Origin of the sequence: Neorhizobium tunisiense, assembly GCF_039631515.1 — a bacterium.
Taxonomy (GTDB): Bacteria; Pseudomonadota; Alphaproteobacteria; order Rhizobiales; family Rhizobiaceae; genus Neorhizobium.
This window is the reverse complement of sequence record NZ_JBDIUU010000001.1, coordinates 873,218-886,963: the sequence shown is the minus strand read 5'-3', so window position 1 is coordinate 886,963 and position 13,746 is coordinate 873,218. Positions and strand designations below refer to the sequence as shown.

Below are 13,746 nucleotides of genomic sequence, written 5' to 3'. Positions count from 1 at the left end.
CCCATGGCCTATCTGCTGCAGCAACTGGCGAATGCGTTTCCGCTGGCGGCGCTTTATGCGACGCTCGCCTTCGGATATTCGATTGCCTTTGCGGTGACCCGGAGGGCCGACATCACCTACGGGGCGATCTTCGCCTTTTCCGGCCATCTCTACCTGCTCTTTGCCCATTTCGGCTGGAACCAGTTGTGGCTTGTCCTGCCGGCGGCTCTGGCTTTGGGCGCTGCGGCGGGTATCGTTGGCGGCATCGGGGCAGGGGTGACGATCGGGCAGCTGGTGATGCGGCCGCTTGCAAAGATCTCGCCGAATGCGGTGATCGTCGCATCGCTCGGCGTTCTGATGGTGCTGATGGAAGGCGCCCGGATCGCCGCCGATACCCGCGAACTCTGGCTGCCGCCGTTTCTCAACGACGCGATCGTCTTCTGGCAAGCAGACGGCTTTCCGGTGGCGCTGACGCTGATCCAACTCCTCAACATCGCCATCATGCTGGCGGCCATCGGAGCGGGCTATCTGGTGCTGGCGTACACCCATTGGGGCCGCATGTGGCGGGCGGTTTCCGACGATCCGCTCGCGGCGGAACTCTCCGGCACTAATTCCGCGCGGGTCTTCGTCGTGGCTTATGCGGCGGCGGCGCTCTACGCCTCGATCTGCGGCGTGCTCGCCACTTCCCATTACGGCACGATGGATTTTGGCGCAGGCCTGCTTTTCGGTCTGAAAGTCGTGCTGATCGCAGCCGCCGGCGGCTATTCCAACCCGCTGCGCTCGGCGGCAGGGGCTGCCGTGATCGGCTTTGCCGAAACGCTCTGGAGCGGCTACGGCCCGATCGTCTGGCGCGACCTTTTCGTGGTCGCTGCCCTGGTAATGGTGCTGGTGATGAGCCGGCGGGAGCGGGTAGTGCCTTAGATGCGCCTGCTATCACGGCCATCCCGGATTTCGCCAGGACTAGACTTGCAGAGCTGAATTAGCTAACTTAGCCAAACTAGCTAAGGAATTTCCCATGCAATTCACTGTCCATGCCGCCAAGACGAACCTGTCAAAGCTCATCGAGCTGGCGAAAGCTGGCGAGGAAGTCGTGATCGCAAAAGGAAAAACACCGGTTGCGAGGATCGTTCCGATTGCGCAGAAGAGTTTCACGATCGGCTTACTGAAGGGCAAGATCGAAAGGGGCGGCCCCGATTTCTTCGAACCGATGGCCGAAGATGAGCTCGAACTCTGGGAAGGCAAGGTTTGAGCGCGATATTGCTCGATACCCATGCCTGGGCCTGGTCGTTGACCGGCGATGAGCGGCTATCGGAAAAGGCTGTGGCGGCAATCCTGGACGCGGACAGCGTGTTTGTAAGTCCTATCAGCTTTTTCGAGATCGGCCAGAAGGTGCGGATTGGCAAATGGCCTCAGATGGCTCCTTACGTCGATGATCTGCCGGCATTGCTAGAAGAGCAGGGCGGTCGGGCGGCGGCGCTAACACCGCAGATATGTCTGCAGGCCGCCGTGATGCCCTGGGATCACCGCGATCCGTTCGATCGGCTTCTTGCAGTAGGCGCGTTGCAGGCTTCCATTCCGCTTATATCCGCCGACGAGATCTTCGACACGCTTCCAGGCCTGACCCGCCTGTGGTGACGGGCCAGGTATCTCCACGGTGAGCTCTACCGCCATTTGTCCCGCGCGGTGTCGTCCGCATCCTTGGCGGCGACCCAGTCGCCTTGCTGGCCGTCGGCGGCATGTTCCTTCTTCCAGAACGGGGCCGAGGTCTTCAAGAAATCCATGACGAAATTGGCGCCGTCGAAAGCCGCCTGCCGGTGAGGGGCGGCGGCGATGACCAGCACGATGTTTTCACCGGGCATGATCTTGCCAAAGCGGTGGATGGCGGTGAGGCCGATGAGCGAGAAACGCTCGATCGCCAGTTCGCCGATACGAAACATCTCCGCTTCCGCCATGCCCGGATAGTGTTCGAGTTCCAGCGCCGACAATGCACCCTGTTCGTCGCGGCACAGGCCCGTGAAGGTGACGACGGCGCCGATATTCTTGCGGTCGGCGGTCAGTGCCGTGACTTCGGCCTGCAGGTCGAAGTCGGTGGATTGGACGCGGATGGTGGGAGCGGTCATCTGAATGTCTCACCGTAGGCTGTGATGCCTGACCAGAATACTCCCTCATTCCTGTGCTTGTCACAGGAATCCAGCCCCGGCGCGCCTGCGCCGTGAACGAACGTTTTCACAGGGGCGGGTTTTCTGCGCCCAAGGACTTGGGCGCGCTGGATTCCTGTGACAAGCACAGGAATGAGGGAGCGCGTGGTTCGCTCCTTCATCCCAATCACCCTCCGGTCATCGGCGGAAAGATGCCGATCTCGCGGGCGCCGGCGATCGGCTCGTCGTGTTCGGCGTGTTCCTGGTTGATGGCGACGCGGATGACGTCAGGGAACTGCAGCGCGTTCTCGTATTCCTCGCCGAGTGTTGCCAGATGCGCGAGCAAATCATTGACCGTGACGACGCTTGCCGGCAGGTCGAGGTCTTCCTCGGATTTGCCGATCCGTTCGCGCACCCAGGCGAAATAGACGAGTTTGACGGTCATTCTTCGTCCACCAGGTGTTTGACGCCGGCCTTGAAGTAGTCGTAGCCGGTGTAGAAGGTCAGGAACGCGGCGAGCCAGAGAAGCACGATGCCCATCTGGGTGGTGTAGGGCAAGATCTTGTCGCCGGCAGGCCCGGCAAGCAGGAAGGCGATCGACACCATCTGGATCGTCGTCTTCCATTTGGCGATGCGGGTCACCGGCACGGAGACCTTCAGCGCAGCCAGATATTCGCGCAGGCCTGACACCAGGATTTCGCGGCAGAGGATGGTGATTGCCGCCCAGAGCGACCAGCCGGCGATCGTCTGGTCGGCGGCGAGCAACAGCAGCACTGCGGCGACCAGCAGCTTGTCGGCGATCGGATCGAGCATGCGGCCGATATTCGACGTCTGGTTCCAGATGCGGGCGAGATAACCGTCGAGATAGTCGGTGATCGAGGCGACGGCGAAGAGAATAAGCGCCGTCCAGCGTGCCACGTCCGAGCTTTCAAGCTGTCCCTCGATGAAGAAGCAGCCGACGATGATCGGAACTGCCACGATGCGCGCATAGGTCAGAAGATTGGGAATATTGTACGCGCGCGACGCCATGGGGAGCCTTCCGGATGTTTGCTCCTAGTTGATGTGTTGAGGTCGAAGCGTCAACAGGGTTTCGCGGCTTTTTTGCAGCCGATTGCGCCGGACGGGTTCGGGTGGCTGATCGGCGGCGAATAATTCCTCATCCCGCCCGGTTTTCGTGGAAATGGTTGTAGATCTGCTTGGCAACGGCCTCCGAAATTCCCTCGACCGCCATGAGGTCGGTCAGGCCCGCCCGCGACACCGCCTTCGCCGTGCCGAAATGCTGGAGCAGCTTGCGCTTGCGCCCGGGTCCGATGCCGGAAATCTCGTCGAGCGGGTTCTTGACCATCTCCTTCTTGCGCCGCGCCCGGTGCGAGCCGATCGCGAAACGATGCGCCTCGTCGCGCATGCGCTGGATGAAATAGAGCACCGGATCGCGCGGCGGCAGCGAGAAGTCGGATCGCCCGTCGGCGAAGAACCGCTCGCGGCCGGCATCGCGGTCGACGCCCTTGGCGACGCCGATCGCGGTCACCACGTCGCGGATGCCGAGTTCATCCAGGATAGCACGAACGGCCGTCATCTGGCCCTGGCCGCCGTCGATCAGGATCACGTCCGGCCAGGCGGGGAAGGCGGCGTCGGCCGCGTCCTCGGCGCTGGCGCCGGCGGCGGTGCGGTCCGGAATGCCTTCTTCCTTGATGAGACGGCTGAAGCGGCGGGTCATTACCTCGCGCATCATGCCAAAGTCGTCGCCGGGGGTGATGTCGGTCGATTTGATGTTGAACTTGCGGTACTGGCTCTTCACGAAACCTTCCGGCCCCGCCACGACCATGCCGCCGACCGCATTGGTGCCCATGATATGCGAGTTGTCGTAGATCTCGATGCGGCGCGGCACGAAGGAAAGGCCGAAGGTTTCCGCGAGCCCCTGCAAGAGGCGGCCCTGCGACGAGGTTTCGGCAAGCCGGCGGCCATGCGCCTCGCGGGCGTTCGCAAGCACATGGTCGGTCAGGTCCTTCTTCTCGCCGCGCTGGGGCACCGAGATCGTCACCTTGTGGCCGGCCTTTTCGCAAAAGGCGAGCGCCAGCAGGTCCTGCTCCTCGACGGTTTCCGACAGCAGGATCTGCTTCGGCACCGGCTTGTCATCGTAGAACTGGGCGAGGAAGGCATTGAGCACTTCCGCGCCCGAGAGTTGCGGATCGGCCTTCGGGAAATAGGCGCGGTTGCCCCAGTTCTGGCCGGTCCTGAAGAAGAACACCTGGATGCAGAAGAGGCCGCCCTCGCTGTAGATGGCGAAGACGTCCGCCTCCTCGACACCGGCCGGGTTGATGCCCTGGTGGCTCTGGACGTGGGAAAGTGCCGCCAGCCGGTCGCGATAGATCGCCGCGCGCTCGAAATCCAGGTCCTCGGAGGCTTCCGCCATCTGATGGGCGATCGCCGACTTGACGTTTTGGCTCCTGCCGGAAAGGAAGTCCTTGGCCTCGCCGACCAGTTCCGCATAACCCTCGTCGCTGATCTCATGGGTGCAGGGCCCCGAACAGCGCTTGATCTGAAAGAGCAGGCAGGGGCGGGTGCGGGTCTCGAACACGCTGTCGGTGCAGGTGCGCAGCAGGAAGGCTCGCTGCAGCGAGTTGATGGTGCGGCCGACGGCGGCAGCCGAAGCGAACGGGCCGAAATAATCGCCTTTGCGGGCGCGTGCGCCGCGATGCTTGAAGATCGCCGGAGCCCGGTGGTCGCCGGTGATCATGATATAGGGGAAGGACTTGTCGTCGCGCAGCAGCACGTTGAAGCGCGGCCGCAAGCGCTTGATGAGGTTGGCTTCGAGCAGCAGGGCTTCGGTTTCCGTCCGCGTCGTGACGAATTCCATATGGGTGGTTTCGCGCACCATCTTGGCGAGGCGGTTGGAATGGACGCGGCCCTGCGCATAATTGCCGACGCGCTTCTTGAGGCTGCGCGCCTTGCCGACATAAAGCACGTCCTGCGCATCGTTGAACATGCGGTAGACGCCCGGCGCATTCGGCAGGTGCTTGACGAATTCGGCGATCAGGTCGGCGCCCTTCAGCCCCGTCTCGTTCTTCCAGCCCTCGTTCCAATCGATCGACGCAGCGGGGCCTTGGCTCGGTTCTGCCACGACCACATCATCGTCGTCTTCTTCCGTCTCGTCATAGAGAACGCCGCCGTCGGGCAGCTTCGTTCCGTTCATTCCATAGTCTCCGCCGGATATCGACATCCGGCCATCACCGATTCGAACCATGCGCCCATGACATGTGCCGGCGAGCGGCAGCTTGTCAAAATATTGCGCTGAAGCAGCCCGATTCCCTGCACGAAGGCCGCTGCCGGAGAAATAGTGTGTCGAGGCGGATTTTGAAAGCGCTGGCGAGAATTCCGCCCTGTGCTCTTGACGAGGGCCGAAATGGCCGTTCCCGTGGTGGAATATTTAAGGCAGAAATCCGGCGGCAGGCGCTGTCGACTCCCGCCGCCCACCTGCGAAGAGGGGGAAATACGTCCGTGTTTCTGCTCAGATTTCGGTTTCTACAAGCGGCTGATCCGGTTTTGCTGCGAATACAAATGGAACTTGGCGACCGTCGGCGGCGGCGGCTCATGTCGGTATGTGTATTGACTGAGTTGTTCTTCCGTATTAAGAAGTAATTTATGAATGTAAAAATATTTATATTCCAAATAAGTATTGATTAAGGTTAATCAATCGTGTGTTGCGATACAGCAACATCAAATTTTGGCCTTCTGCGCGCCACAATCAATTCACATTTCGGCTCTTTCTATTCCTCAATTGACCTCCACATTCCGTTTCAGCGGGCAGGGAACAAATGTGTCGCCAACCATGTTGTCGCGGCGAATTCCCGGCGCAGCAGTAAAAGGAGAAAATGTATGCGTACTCTCATCGCAACTCTGATGGCCTCGGCAGCCAGCTTCATCGCCATCTCTGCGGCCAATGCCGCTGATGCCGTCGAACAAATTCCGCAGGCCCCGGTTGCAGTCGAAGAGCCGGCCCCGGCCGCCAGCTGGCAGGGTTTCTATCTCGGTGGTTACGGTCAGTATGACTGGGGTCGCTTCGGTAGCGGCGACCGTGACGGCCAGTTCGGCGGCGGTGCCTATACGGGCTACAACTTCCAGAGCGGTTCGATCGTCTACGGTGTCGAAGCAGACGTCGGTTATAACGGCACGAAGAGCACCACGGATGATGGCTTTGAAGGCAAGGCCGGCTGGAACGGCTCTGTTCGCGGCCGCGTCGGCTACGACCTCAACCCCTTCCTGATCTACGGTACGGCCGGTGTCGCCCTGCAGGACAACGAACTGCGCGACGCGACTTCGTCCGACAACAAGACCGCCGTCGGTTACACGGTCGGTGCCGGTGCCGAAGCCTTCGTCACCAACAACATCACCGCTCGTGTCGAATACCGTTACACGGACTACGGTTCGGACAGCTACTCGCTCGATTCCGGTTCGGTTTCGAAGGGCTTCGACGACCACAGCGTCAAGGTTGGTATCGGCGTGAAGTTCTAATTTCGATAGCCTTAACAGGCTGGGGAAAGCCCGGGCTTCGGTCCGGGCTTTTTTTGTTTCAGGCTGCCGATTTCATGGCGGTGTAGGAGGCGAAGCGCTTGGTGAAGACATCCGGCCAGGAGGCAAGCTCCGGCCGGCCCTCGGCCCATTGGCCGTTGAAGCGCAGGTCGAGGTAACCGATCAATGCGGCCAGCGCGAAATGGCCGCCATGCAGCTTCTTGCCCGTTTTCGGCAGGTTGTTTTCCAGGTAGTCGAGGCCGCGCACCACCTTGCTCCACTGCTTGTCGATCCAGGGCTGGTGGACCTTGCTTTCTTCGCGCGAGCGGCGTTCGTAGACGATCGCCAGCAGGCAATCCATGATGCCGTCGCAGAGCGCTTCCAGCACTTCGGCCTCGGTGCGCTTGACGTCCTTCTTCGGATAGAGCTTGCCGCCCGACTGGCGGTCGAGCCAGTGCATGATCGCGACGCTGTCGTAGATCGGCGGCTCGCCCTTGCGGATCAGAACCGGGATCTTGCCCAGCGGGTTGTTGTCGATGAGTTCCGGCGGGGCGGCGTTGGTATCGGTCTTCACCTCGGTGATCTCTATGCCAAGATGGCGCGCCGCCATGCGCACCTTGGCGGAATAGGGCGAGGCCGGGGAATAAAGCAGCTTCATGGTCGTGTCCTTCTCGATAAATGTCAGCGTGCGGGCGGCAGGGTGATCTGGCTGATCCGGCAGCCGTCACGGTCGACCTCGGCGCAATCGCGGAATTGCAGGTCCTTGCTGAGGCAGATGCGCACTTCCTCCAGCTGCCGGCCCTCGCAGCTCGTCGAAATGCCGCGGCGGCTCATGCCCGGATTGGCGGCAAGAAATTTCTCTTCGATCTGGTCGGCCGACAGCGTCACGGCTGCATCGCCGCGGGACAGGTCGGCGGGCAGTTTGACCCGCGAAAATGCGTCGCGGAGCTTGCCGAAATAATCACGCTGGCTGAGCCCGGTGCAGCTTCCGTGCTTGCGCCACTGATGGCCGATCAGGCCCATCGACGGCATGATGTCGAAGAGCGGTTGGCCGAGCGATTGCGGCACGCGGCCCGGTTCCTTCGTTTCGCAGAAATCCGGATAGCCCTTTTCGTATTGCGGCCACAGCCCGTGGACGATGAAGCGGAAGTCCTTGTCCGTGCTGCATTGCTGGTCGTTCTTGCCGCCTCTCTGGCCCCCGCTTTGGGAAGCGCAGAAGGTCGGCGACCAGGAAAGCGACAGGACGTAGAAATCGAACTGCCCCGCATAATCCGGGCGGCGCTCCTGGGCGGATGCCGCGGACGCAAAAAACGCGAGAAAAAGGAAAGCGATAAATCGGTTGGTCATCGGCCGGCCCCCTGCAATGCGCGGCACCATGGGCGGGAAGGCCCGCCCGGTCAAGACTCCGAATCGAGGTCGTTGTCGGCGGTTTCGCCGGTCAGCCAGAAGGCCCGTTGCGAGGCGAAACGATCCTGCGCCAGAATGGTTTTCAAGACCGGCAGGAACGCGTGCAACTCGTCCTTCAGCGTGAAGGGTGGGTTGACGATGATGAGGCCGGAGCCTGAGAGCCCGGACGTCTCGCGGTCGCTTCGAACGGTCAATTCGGCACACAGCATCTTCGGGATTTCCAGCGCCTTCAACTCGTCATGGAAGGCCCTGAGCGGTGCGCCCTTCTTGATCGGATACCAGAGGCAGAAGGTGCCGCCCTGAAAGCGGCGCCAGCCGGTCGACAGGCCCTTCACCAGCCGCTTGTATTCGCCTTCTTCCTCGAAAGGCGGATCGACGAGCACGATTCCGCGCTTTTCCTTCGGCGGCAGATGGGCGCCGAGCGCCAGCCAGCCGTCGAGTTCGGTGGCGCGCACCTGGAAATCGCCTTCGAACAGATTGTGCAGCCGGTTGAAATCCTCCGGATGCAGTTCCATCGCCGACAACCGGTCCTGCGGGCGAAACAGCATGCGGGCAAGTTTCGGCGAGCCCGGATAGAGTTTCAACGGGCCGGTGGGGTTCAATTCCCTGACGGCCGTCAGATAGGGCTCCAGCAAGTCCGCGACCTTTGCCGGCAGTTCCGCTTCCATCAGCCGGCCGATGCCGTCGCGCCATTCGCCGGTCTTTTGCGCCTCCTCGGAGGACAGGTCATAGAGCCCGATGCCGGCATGGGTATCCAGCACACGAAACGCCTTGTCCTTGTTCTGGGCATAGCGGATCAACCGCGCCAGGACCGCGTGTTTGAGGACATCGGCGAAATTGCCCGCGTGATAGATATGCCGGTAGTTCATCGTTGCTGGTGTCTCGCTTGAATTAAATTGATGCGCTGCAAATCACGCTTTTTGCGGGCGTCAGCTTGCAATATAGAAAAGCCATGAACGTTGCGACCCCGATTACCGCGAAAACCCCAATCGCCCCAGAAAAGTCCGGCCACAATTCCGTCGGACACTCCGTCTGTCCGCACGACTGTCCGTCGGCTTGTGCGCTGGACATAGATCTCACCGCCGACGGCCGTATCGGCCGCGTGCGGGGTGCCGCCGACAACAGCTATACGGCCGGCGTCATCTGCGCCAAGGTCGCCCGCTATACCGAACGGCTCTACCATGCCGGCCGGCTGATGCACCCGAAGCGCCGGGTCGGCGCCAAGGGCGAGGGGCGCTGGCAGGAGATTTCCTGGGAGGCCGCCCTCGACGAGATCGCCGATGCCTTCGTCAAGGCCGAGGCGAAACACGGGTCCGAGGCGGTCTGGCCCTATTTCTATGCCGGCACGATGGGGCAGGTGCAGCGCGATTCGATCGAGCGGCTGCGGCATGCCAAGAAGTATTCCGGCTTCTTCGGGACGATCTGCACCAACATGGCCTGGACCGGCTACGTGATGGGCACCGGCGCGCTTCGCGGCCCGGATCCGCGCGAGATGGCGAAATCCGATTGCGTGGTGATCTGGGGCACCAATGCCGTCTCCACCCAGGTCAACGTCATGACGCATGCGGTCAAGGCCCGCAAGGAACGCGGCGCCAAGATCGTCGTCATCGACATCTACGACAACCCGACCATGAAACAGGCGGACATGGCGCTGACGGTGCGCCCCGGCACCGATGCGGCACTTGCCTGCGCCGTGATGCACATCGCCTTTCGTGACGGCTATGCCGACCGGGCCTATATGGCGAAATATGCCGACGATCCCGCGGGGCTCGAAGCGCATCTGAAGGCGAAGACGCCGGAATGGGCCTCCGCCATTACCGGTCTGTCGGTCGAAGAGATCGAGACCTTCGCCCGCCTCGTCGGTACGACCCAAAAGACCTTCTTCCGGCTGGGCTACGGTTTTGCCCGCCAGCGCAACGGCACGGTCGCCATGCACGCGGCGCTGTCGATCGCCACCGTACTCGGCGCCTGGCAATACGAGGGCGGCGGCGCCTTCCACAACAATGGCGAGATTTTCCGGCTCAACAAGTCGGAACTGATGGGCACGGCCTATGCCGACCCGGATATCCGCCAGCTCGACCAGTCGCAGATCGGCCGGGTGCTGACCGGCGATGCGGAAGCGCTACGCCACGGCGGGCCGGTGACGGCGCTGTTGATCCAGAACACCAACCCGATGAACGTCGCGCCGGAACAGCGCCTCGTCCGCCAGGGTTTTTTGCGGAGCGACCTGTTCGTGGCCGTGCACGAGCAGTTCATGACCGACACGGCCGAGGTCGCCGATATCGTGCTGCCGGCCACCATGTTCGTCGAGCATGACGACCTCTACCGCGCAGGTGGGCAGCAGCATATCCTGCTCGGGCCGAAGCTGGTCGAGCCGCCATCGACGGTACGCACCAATCTCTTCGTCGTCGAGGAGCTGGCAAAACGCCTCGGCGTCGATCATTTCCCCGGTTTTGGCCTCGACGAACGCCAGCATATCGACCGCATCCTGAAAGCCAGCCATTGGGGAAGCTACGAGGATCTGGCGCGCGAAAAATGGATCGACGCGCAGCCGGATTTCGAAACCGCGCATTACATCAAGGGCTTCGGTTATCCAGACGGCAAATTCCGCTTTCGTCCGGACTGGTCGAACGGGCCGTCGCCGGACAAGCCGCCGAAAAACGTCGGGCCGCTGGGACCGATCGCCGAACTGCCGGTGTTCCCCGACCAGGTCGACGTCATCGAGGTGACCGACGAGGCCCATCCATTCCGGCTGGCGACTTCGCCGGCCCGCAGCTTCCTCAATTCGTCCTTTACCGAGACAAAGAGTTCCTACGAGCGGGAAGGGCGGCCGGAAGTCATGGTCGAGCCGACCGATGCCGCACGTCTCGGCATCGTCGATGGCGATATCGTCCGGCTCGGAAACGCGCGCGGCGAAATCCGTCTGCATGCGAAACTCGTGGTCGGTGCCCGGCCGGGCGTGCTGATCGCCGAGGGCCTGTGGCCGAACCACAAACATCTCGACGGCGAGGGCATCAACGTGTTGACCGGCGCCGATGCCGTGGCGCCCTATGGCGGCGCCGCCTTCCACGACAACAAGGTATGGCTTCGCAAGGAACTGGCATGACCGAGGGGAATGATCGGGTGAAGATCGCCAGCGAAAAGACGCTGTCCGACGGTTGGACGCGGCTTTCGAACTACGAGCTCGATTACACCGATCGCAGCGGCGAGACGCATCGCCTGCACCGGGAGATCTACCATAAGTCCGAAGCCGCCTGCATCCTTCTCCACGATGCCAGGCGCGACACGGTCGTGCTGGTGAAGCAGTTTCGCCTGCCCGCCTATCTCTCCGGCAAGCCGGCATGGATTGTCGAGGTACCCGCCGGACTGCTTGACGAGGACCATCCGGAGGATGCGATCCGGCGCGAAGCGATGGAGGAAACCGGCTACCGCTTGAGAGATGTGCGGTTTCTCTTCAAGGCGTTCATGTCGCCCGGGGCGATTACCGAGCTTGTGCATTTCTTCCATGCGCCGATCGACCTCTCCGACCGTGTCAATGGTGGCGGCGGTCTGGCCGAGGAGCACGAGGATATCGAGGTGCTGGAACTGCCACTCGGCGAGGCGGTGGCGATGATCAGCTCCGGCGAGATCATCGATGCCAAGACGATCATGCTGCTGCAATGGGCGGTGATCAATCGGGCATCGCTCACAGCCTGACGGCGGGAGCGATAAAATTATCTGCTCGCCTGTTGTTTCAGCCGCCGTTTGATTGTGACTTGACCTGGTGCCGCGCCGATTTCACATGAATGTCACGAATGGCGGCTAAGCGCTGCCTCTTGATAATCATCCTTATATGGTCAGGAGAAAGCCATGTGGCTCGGCAATTTCACCCTCGTTCTGCCGAACGAGGTAGTGAACTCAGGTTCTGTGCGGATTGAAGATGGCATGATCGCTGAGATCCGCCCGGAGCCGGTACCGGACGCCTTGATCGACGGCGGCGGGCGGCTGCTGATGCCGGGCTTCGTCGATCTGCATGGCGACATGATCGAGCGAGAGATCGCGCCGCGGCCGAACGCCCAGATGCCGATCGATTTCGGCATCCATGAGCTCGACAAGAAGCTGGCCGCGGCCGGCGTCACCACGGCCTATGCCGCCGTTTCCTTCGCCACCGAAAGCGTCTACGGCCATGTCCGCTCGCTGGAGACGACCTCGGCCATCATCGAAGGCATCAATCGCCTGCGCGGCAACCTGCTGATCGATCACCGCGTCCATGCGCGCTACGAGATCACCAATATTGGCGCTGCCCCGACGCTGGAGCGGCTGCTGAGGGCCGACGAGATCGACATGGTCTCCTTGACCGACCACACGCCGGGCCAGGGCCAGTACAACAATATCGCCGCCTATGTCGCGAGCATCTCTGAACGCCGGGCGATCTCCGAGGAAATGGCGGCCGAGATTGTTCAGAAGCGCATTGCCATGCGCGACAATCCGGAGATCGAGGTGAAGCTGAAGGAAATCGTTTCGCTGTCCTTGCAACACGGCCTGTCGCTCGCCTCCCATGACGACGACAGCGTCGAGAAGGTGGCCGAGATGTTCGATCTCGGCGTCACGATCAGCGAGTTTCCGGTGACGCTGCCGGCCGCCGAAGAAGCCCGCCGCCGCGGGCTCTGGACGCTGATGGGCGCGCCGAACGCACTGCGCGGCCAGTCCATGTCCGGCAATCTGAGCGCCCAAGACGCCGCCAAGGCCGGCCTGCTGACGGTAATTGCCGCCGATTACCACCCTGCCGCCTTTGTGCCCGGCGTCTTCAAGCTGGCGGACGTGTCCGAAGGCGGCCTGCCGGCGGCCGTCGCCATGGCGACCGGCAATGCCGCCCGTTCCGCCGGCCTGACCGACCGCGGCGAGATCGCCATCGGCCAGCGCGCCGACCTGGTCGTGGTGGAAAAGGGCGATGTGCACCGCATCCGCGCCACCTTCCGCGCCGGCCGCTTCGTCTACAGCGACGGCACGCTGCATCCGCTCCGGGCGCTGGCGGCGTAAAGCTAAGCCAGCAGCGGTACGCCGTCCTGTGCCGCTGCGTCGATCAACTGGCGGTCCAGCGTTGCCAGCGGCAATTTCGTCTCGACGGCCAGCGCGAAATAGGCGGCGTCATAAGCGGTCAGCTTGTGGCGTTCCGCCAAGGTCGAGGATGACGTCCGTCGCCTGGCGACGGACGTGTCACGATGTTGAGTTGACGCAACAGGCCGATGCCCTCGCGGACTGCCGCAAAATCGATGCACTTGCGTCTTCGTGCCATCATGAGGACGTTGCGCACCTCATGCCAGAGAACATCCGGAGCGATGGCGTTCGCGGTTTGTAGCTTCTCGAAGGCGGCCACGACCACCGGCGAATTTTCATCGGGCAAAACCCAGCTGCATACGACCGACGCGTCGACGACGAAATCAGCCATCAGCGTCTGCCGATTGCCTTCCATTCGGCGATTTCTTCCTGGGTGATCTTTGGCATCCTCGCCCGAAAGGCGAGTATATCCTCGATCGCCTTCTTGCGCCGCTCGTTGTCACCGATAGCGACCGGAGCAATTCTTGCAACGGGAACGTCACCGCGCGCGAGGATGATCTCTTCGCCGGCTTCCACCTTTGCCAGCAGTTCGGCAAGACTAGTGTCGCTGATATTCACCGTGATCGTCATGTCCGCGCTCCCGTAGACCGGCAGCAATGATGATCGCAGTTGCCGT

At 62.0% G+C, this 13,746-nt stretch carries 17 protein-coding genes; 7 read left to right on the top strand and 10 right to left on the bottom strand.

Going from position 1 to position 13,746, the window contains the following annotated elements; genetic code table 11:
* Positions 1-3: 3 nt before the first annotated feature.
* From ABCW43_RS04625 to ABCW43_RS04615, 3 genes are all read left to right on the top strand, one after another.
* On the top strand, positions 4-900 hold the full coding sequence (locus tag ABCW43_RS04625) for a branched-chain amino acid ABC transporter permease (protein ID WP_345922306.1): 897 nt from the start codon (positions 4-6) through the stop codon (positions 898-900).
* Positions 901-994: 94 nt separating this feature from the next.
* Positions 995-1,228, top strand: a complete 234-nt coding sequence (locus ABCW43_RS04620) for a type II toxin-antitoxin system Phd/YefM family antitoxin (RefSeq protein WP_345922305.1) — start codon at positions 995-997, stop codon at positions 1,226-1,228.
* Entirely contained in the window at positions 1,225-1,614 is a 390-nt protein-coding gene (locus ABCW43_RS04615) for a type II toxin-antitoxin system VapC family toxin (RefSeq protein WP_345922304.1), read from the top strand. Before ABCW43_RS04620 ends, ABCW43_RS04615 begins: the two co-directional genes overlap by 4 nt.
* Positions 1,615-1,640: 26 nt before the next feature.
* On the opposite strand, the gene ABCW43_RS04610 is transcribed toward ABCW43_RS04615, so the two are convergent.
* The 4 genes from ABCW43_RS04610 to uvrC all read right to left on the bottom strand — a co-directional run bounded on the left by ABCW43_RS04610 (position 1,641) and on the right by uvrC (position 5,310).
* Complete coding sequence (locus tag ABCW43_RS04610; RefSeq protein ID WP_345922303.1) at positions 1,641-2,099, bottom strand: molybdenum cofactor biosynthesis protein MoaE; 459 nt, start codon at positions 2,097-2,099, stop codon at positions 1,641-1,643.
* Positions 2,100-2,304: 205 nt separating this feature from the next.
* Positions 2,305-2,562: a molybdopterin converting factor subunit 1 gene (gene moaD, locus ABCW43_RS04605; protein ID WP_345922302.1), complete on the bottom strand. Its 258-nt coding sequence runs from the start codon at positions 2,560-2,562 to the stop codon at positions 2,305-2,307.
* On the bottom strand, positions 2,559-3,146 hold the full coding sequence (gene pgsA / locus ABCW43_RS04600; protein WP_345922301.1) for a CDP-diacylglycerol--glycerol-3-phosphate 3-phosphatidyltransferase: 588 nt from the start codon (positions 3,144-3,146) through the stop codon (positions 2,559-2,561). Before pgsA ends, moaD begins: the two co-directional genes overlap by 4 nt.
* Positions 3,147-3,273: 127 nt before the next feature.
* Positions 3,274-5,310 carry an excinuclease ABC subunit UvrC gene (uvrC, locus tag ABCW43_RS04595; RefSeq protein ID WP_345922300.1) on the bottom strand — a complete coding sequence of 679 codons (2,037 nt, stop codon included), beginning with the start codon at positions 5,308-5,310 and terminating at the stop codon, positions 3,274-3,276.
* Positions 5,311-5,993: 683 nt separating this feature from the next.
* Here uvrC and ABCW43_RS04590 point away from each other — a divergent pair.
* Positions 5,994-6,629 (top strand): outer membrane protein, encoded by a 636-nt coding sequence (locus ABCW43_RS04590; protein WP_345922299.1) that lies wholly within the window; start codon positions 5,994-5,996, stop codon positions 6,627-6,629.
* A 58-nt stretch (positions 6,630-6,687) separates the two neighbouring features.
* Here the strand turns inward: ABCW43_RS04590 and ABCW43_RS04585 are convergent, their stop codons facing one another.
* Genes ABCW43_RS04585 through ABCW43_RS04575 form a run of 3 tightly spaced genes read right to left on the bottom strand, consistent with a single transcriptional unit; the run spans position 6,688 to position 8,902 of the window.
* On the bottom strand, positions 6,688-7,284 hold the full coding sequence (locus ABCW43_RS04585; protein ID WP_345922298.1) for a glutathione S-transferase: 597 nt from the start codon (positions 7,282-7,284) through the stop codon (positions 6,688-6,690).
* Positions 7,285-7,307: 23 nt separating this feature from the next.
* Positions 7,308-7,973 (bottom strand): ribonuclease T2 family protein, encoded by a 666-nt coding sequence (locus ABCW43_RS04580; protein ID WP_345922297.1) that lies wholly within the window; start codon positions 7,971-7,973, stop codon positions 7,308-7,310.
* 50 nt (positions 7,974-8,023) lie between these two features.
* On the bottom strand, positions 8,024-8,902 hold the full coding sequence (locus tag ABCW43_RS04575; RefSeq protein ID WP_345922296.1) for a 23S rRNA (adenine(2030)-N(6))-methyltransferase RlmJ: 879 nt from the start codon (positions 8,900-8,902) through the stop codon (positions 8,024-8,026).
* An 83-nt stretch (positions 8,903-8,985) separates the two neighbouring features.
* Here ABCW43_RS04575 and ABCW43_RS04570 point away from each other — a divergent pair, with 83 nt between their 5' ends.
* From ABCW43_RS04570 to ABCW43_RS04560, 3 genes are all read left to right on the top strand, one after another.
* Positions 8,986-11,139 (top strand): molybdopterin-containing oxidoreductase family protein, encoded by a 2,154-nt coding sequence (locus tag ABCW43_RS04570; RefSeq protein WP_345922295.1) that lies wholly within the window; start codon positions 8,986-8,988, stop codon positions 11,137-11,139.
* A complete protein-coding gene (locus ABCW43_RS04565; protein ID WP_345922294.1) occupies positions 11,136-11,729 on the top strand; it encodes an NUDIX domain-containing protein in 594 nt (197 codons plus the stop codon). The genes ABCW43_RS04570 and ABCW43_RS04565 overlap by 4 nt, the downstream gene beginning before the upstream one ends.
* A 153-nt stretch (positions 11,730-11,882) precedes the next feature.
* Entirely contained in the window at positions 11,883-13,052 is a 1,170-nt protein-coding gene (locus tag ABCW43_RS04560) for an alpha-D-ribose 1-methylphosphonate 5-triphosphate diphosphatase (protein ID WP_345922293.1), read from the top strand.
* A 2-nt stretch (positions 13,053-13,054) separates the two neighbouring features.
* Here the strand turns inward: ABCW43_RS04560 and ABCW43_RS04555 are convergent, their stop codons facing one another.
* The 3 genes from ABCW43_RS04555 to ABCW43_RS04545 are packed head-to-tail and all read right to left on the bottom strand — an operon-like array spanning position 13,055 to position 13,700.
* Entirely contained in the window at positions 13,055-13,192 is a 138-nt protein-coding gene (locus tag ABCW43_RS04555) for a type II toxin-antitoxin system VapC family toxin (protein WP_345922292.1), read from the bottom strand.
* Positions 13,171-13,461: a type II toxin-antitoxin system VapC family toxin gene (locus tag ABCW43_RS04550; protein ID WP_345922291.1), complete on the bottom strand. Its 291-nt coding sequence runs from the start codon at positions 13,459-13,461 to the stop codon at positions 13,171-13,173. Before ABCW43_RS04550 ends, ABCW43_RS04555 begins: the two co-directional genes overlap by 22 nt.
* Positions 13,461-13,700 carry a type II toxin-antitoxin system Phd/YefM family antitoxin gene (locus ABCW43_RS04545; RefSeq protein WP_345922290.1) on the bottom strand — a complete coding sequence of 80 codons (240 nt, stop codon included), beginning with the start codon at positions 13,698-13,700 and terminating at the stop codon, positions 13,461-13,463. Before ABCW43_RS04545 ends, ABCW43_RS04550 begins: the two co-directional genes overlap by 1 nt.
* Between the last annotated feature and the right edge of the window lie 46 nt (positions 13,701-13,746).

What these genes read in the sequence shown, in the direction of transcription:
- ABCW43_RS04625 (WP_345922306.1), top strand. Translation starts at nt 4, where the DNA reads ATGGCCTATCTGCTGCAGCAACTGGCGAATGCGTTTCCGCTGGCGGCG.
- ABCW43_RS04620 (WP_345922305.1), top strand. Translation starts at nt 995, where the DNA reads ATGCAATTCACTGTCCATGCCGCCAAGACGAACCTGTCAAAGCTCATC.
- ABCW43_RS04610 (WP_345922303.1), bottom strand. Translation starts at nt 2,099, where the DNA reads ATGACCGCTCCCACCATCCGCGTCCAATCCACCGACTTCGACCTGCAG.
- moaD (WP_345922302.1), bottom strand. Translation starts at nt 2,562, where the DNA reads ATGACCGTCAAACTCGTCTATTTCGCCTGGGTGCGCGAACGGATCGGC.
- pgsA (WP_345922301.1), bottom strand. Translation starts at nt 3,146, where the DNA reads ATGGCGTCGCGCGCGTACAATATTCCCAATCTTCTGACCTATGCGCGC.
- uvrC (WP_345922300.1), bottom strand. Translation starts at nt 5,310, where the DNA reads ATGAACGGAACGAAGCTGCCCGACGGCGGCGTTCTCTATGACGAGACG.
- ABCW43_RS04590 (WP_345922299.1), top strand. Translation starts at nt 5,994, where the DNA reads ATGCGTACTCTCATCGCAACTCTGATGGCCTCGGCAGCCAGCTTCATC.
- ABCW43_RS04585 (WP_345922298.1), bottom strand. Translation starts at nt 7,284, where the DNA reads ATGAAGCTGCTTTATTCCCCGGCCTCGCCCTATTCCGCCAAGGTGCGC.
- ABCW43_RS04580 (WP_345922297.1), bottom strand. Translation starts at nt 7,973, where the DNA reads ATGACCAACCGATTTATCGCTTTCCTTTTTCTCGCGTTTTTTGCGTCC.
- ABCW43_RS04575 (WP_345922296.1), bottom strand. Translation starts at nt 8,902, where the DNA reads ATGAACTACCGGCATATCTATCACGCGGGCAATTTCGCCGATGTCCTC.
- ABCW43_RS04570 (WP_345922295.1), top strand. Translation starts at nt 8,986, where the DNA reads ATGAACGTTGCGACCCCGATTACCGCGAAAACCCCAATCGCCCCAGAA.
- ABCW43_RS04565 (WP_345922294.1), top strand. Translation starts at nt 11,136, where the DNA reads ATGACCGAGGGGAATGATCGGGTGAAGATCGCCAGCGAAAAGACGCTG.
- ABCW43_RS04560 (WP_345922293.1), top strand. Translation starts at nt 11,883, where the DNA reads ATGTGGCTCGGCAATTTCACCCTCGTTCTGCCGAACGAGGTAGTGAAC.
- ABCW43_RS04550 (WP_345922291.1), bottom strand. Translation starts at nt 13,461, where the DNA reads ATGGCTGATTTCGTCGTCGACGCGTCGGTCGTATGCAGCTGGGTTTTG.
- ABCW43_RS04545 (WP_345922290.1), bottom strand. Translation starts at nt 13,700, where the DNA reads ATGACGATCACGGTGAATATCAGCGACACTAGTCTTGCCGAACTGCTG.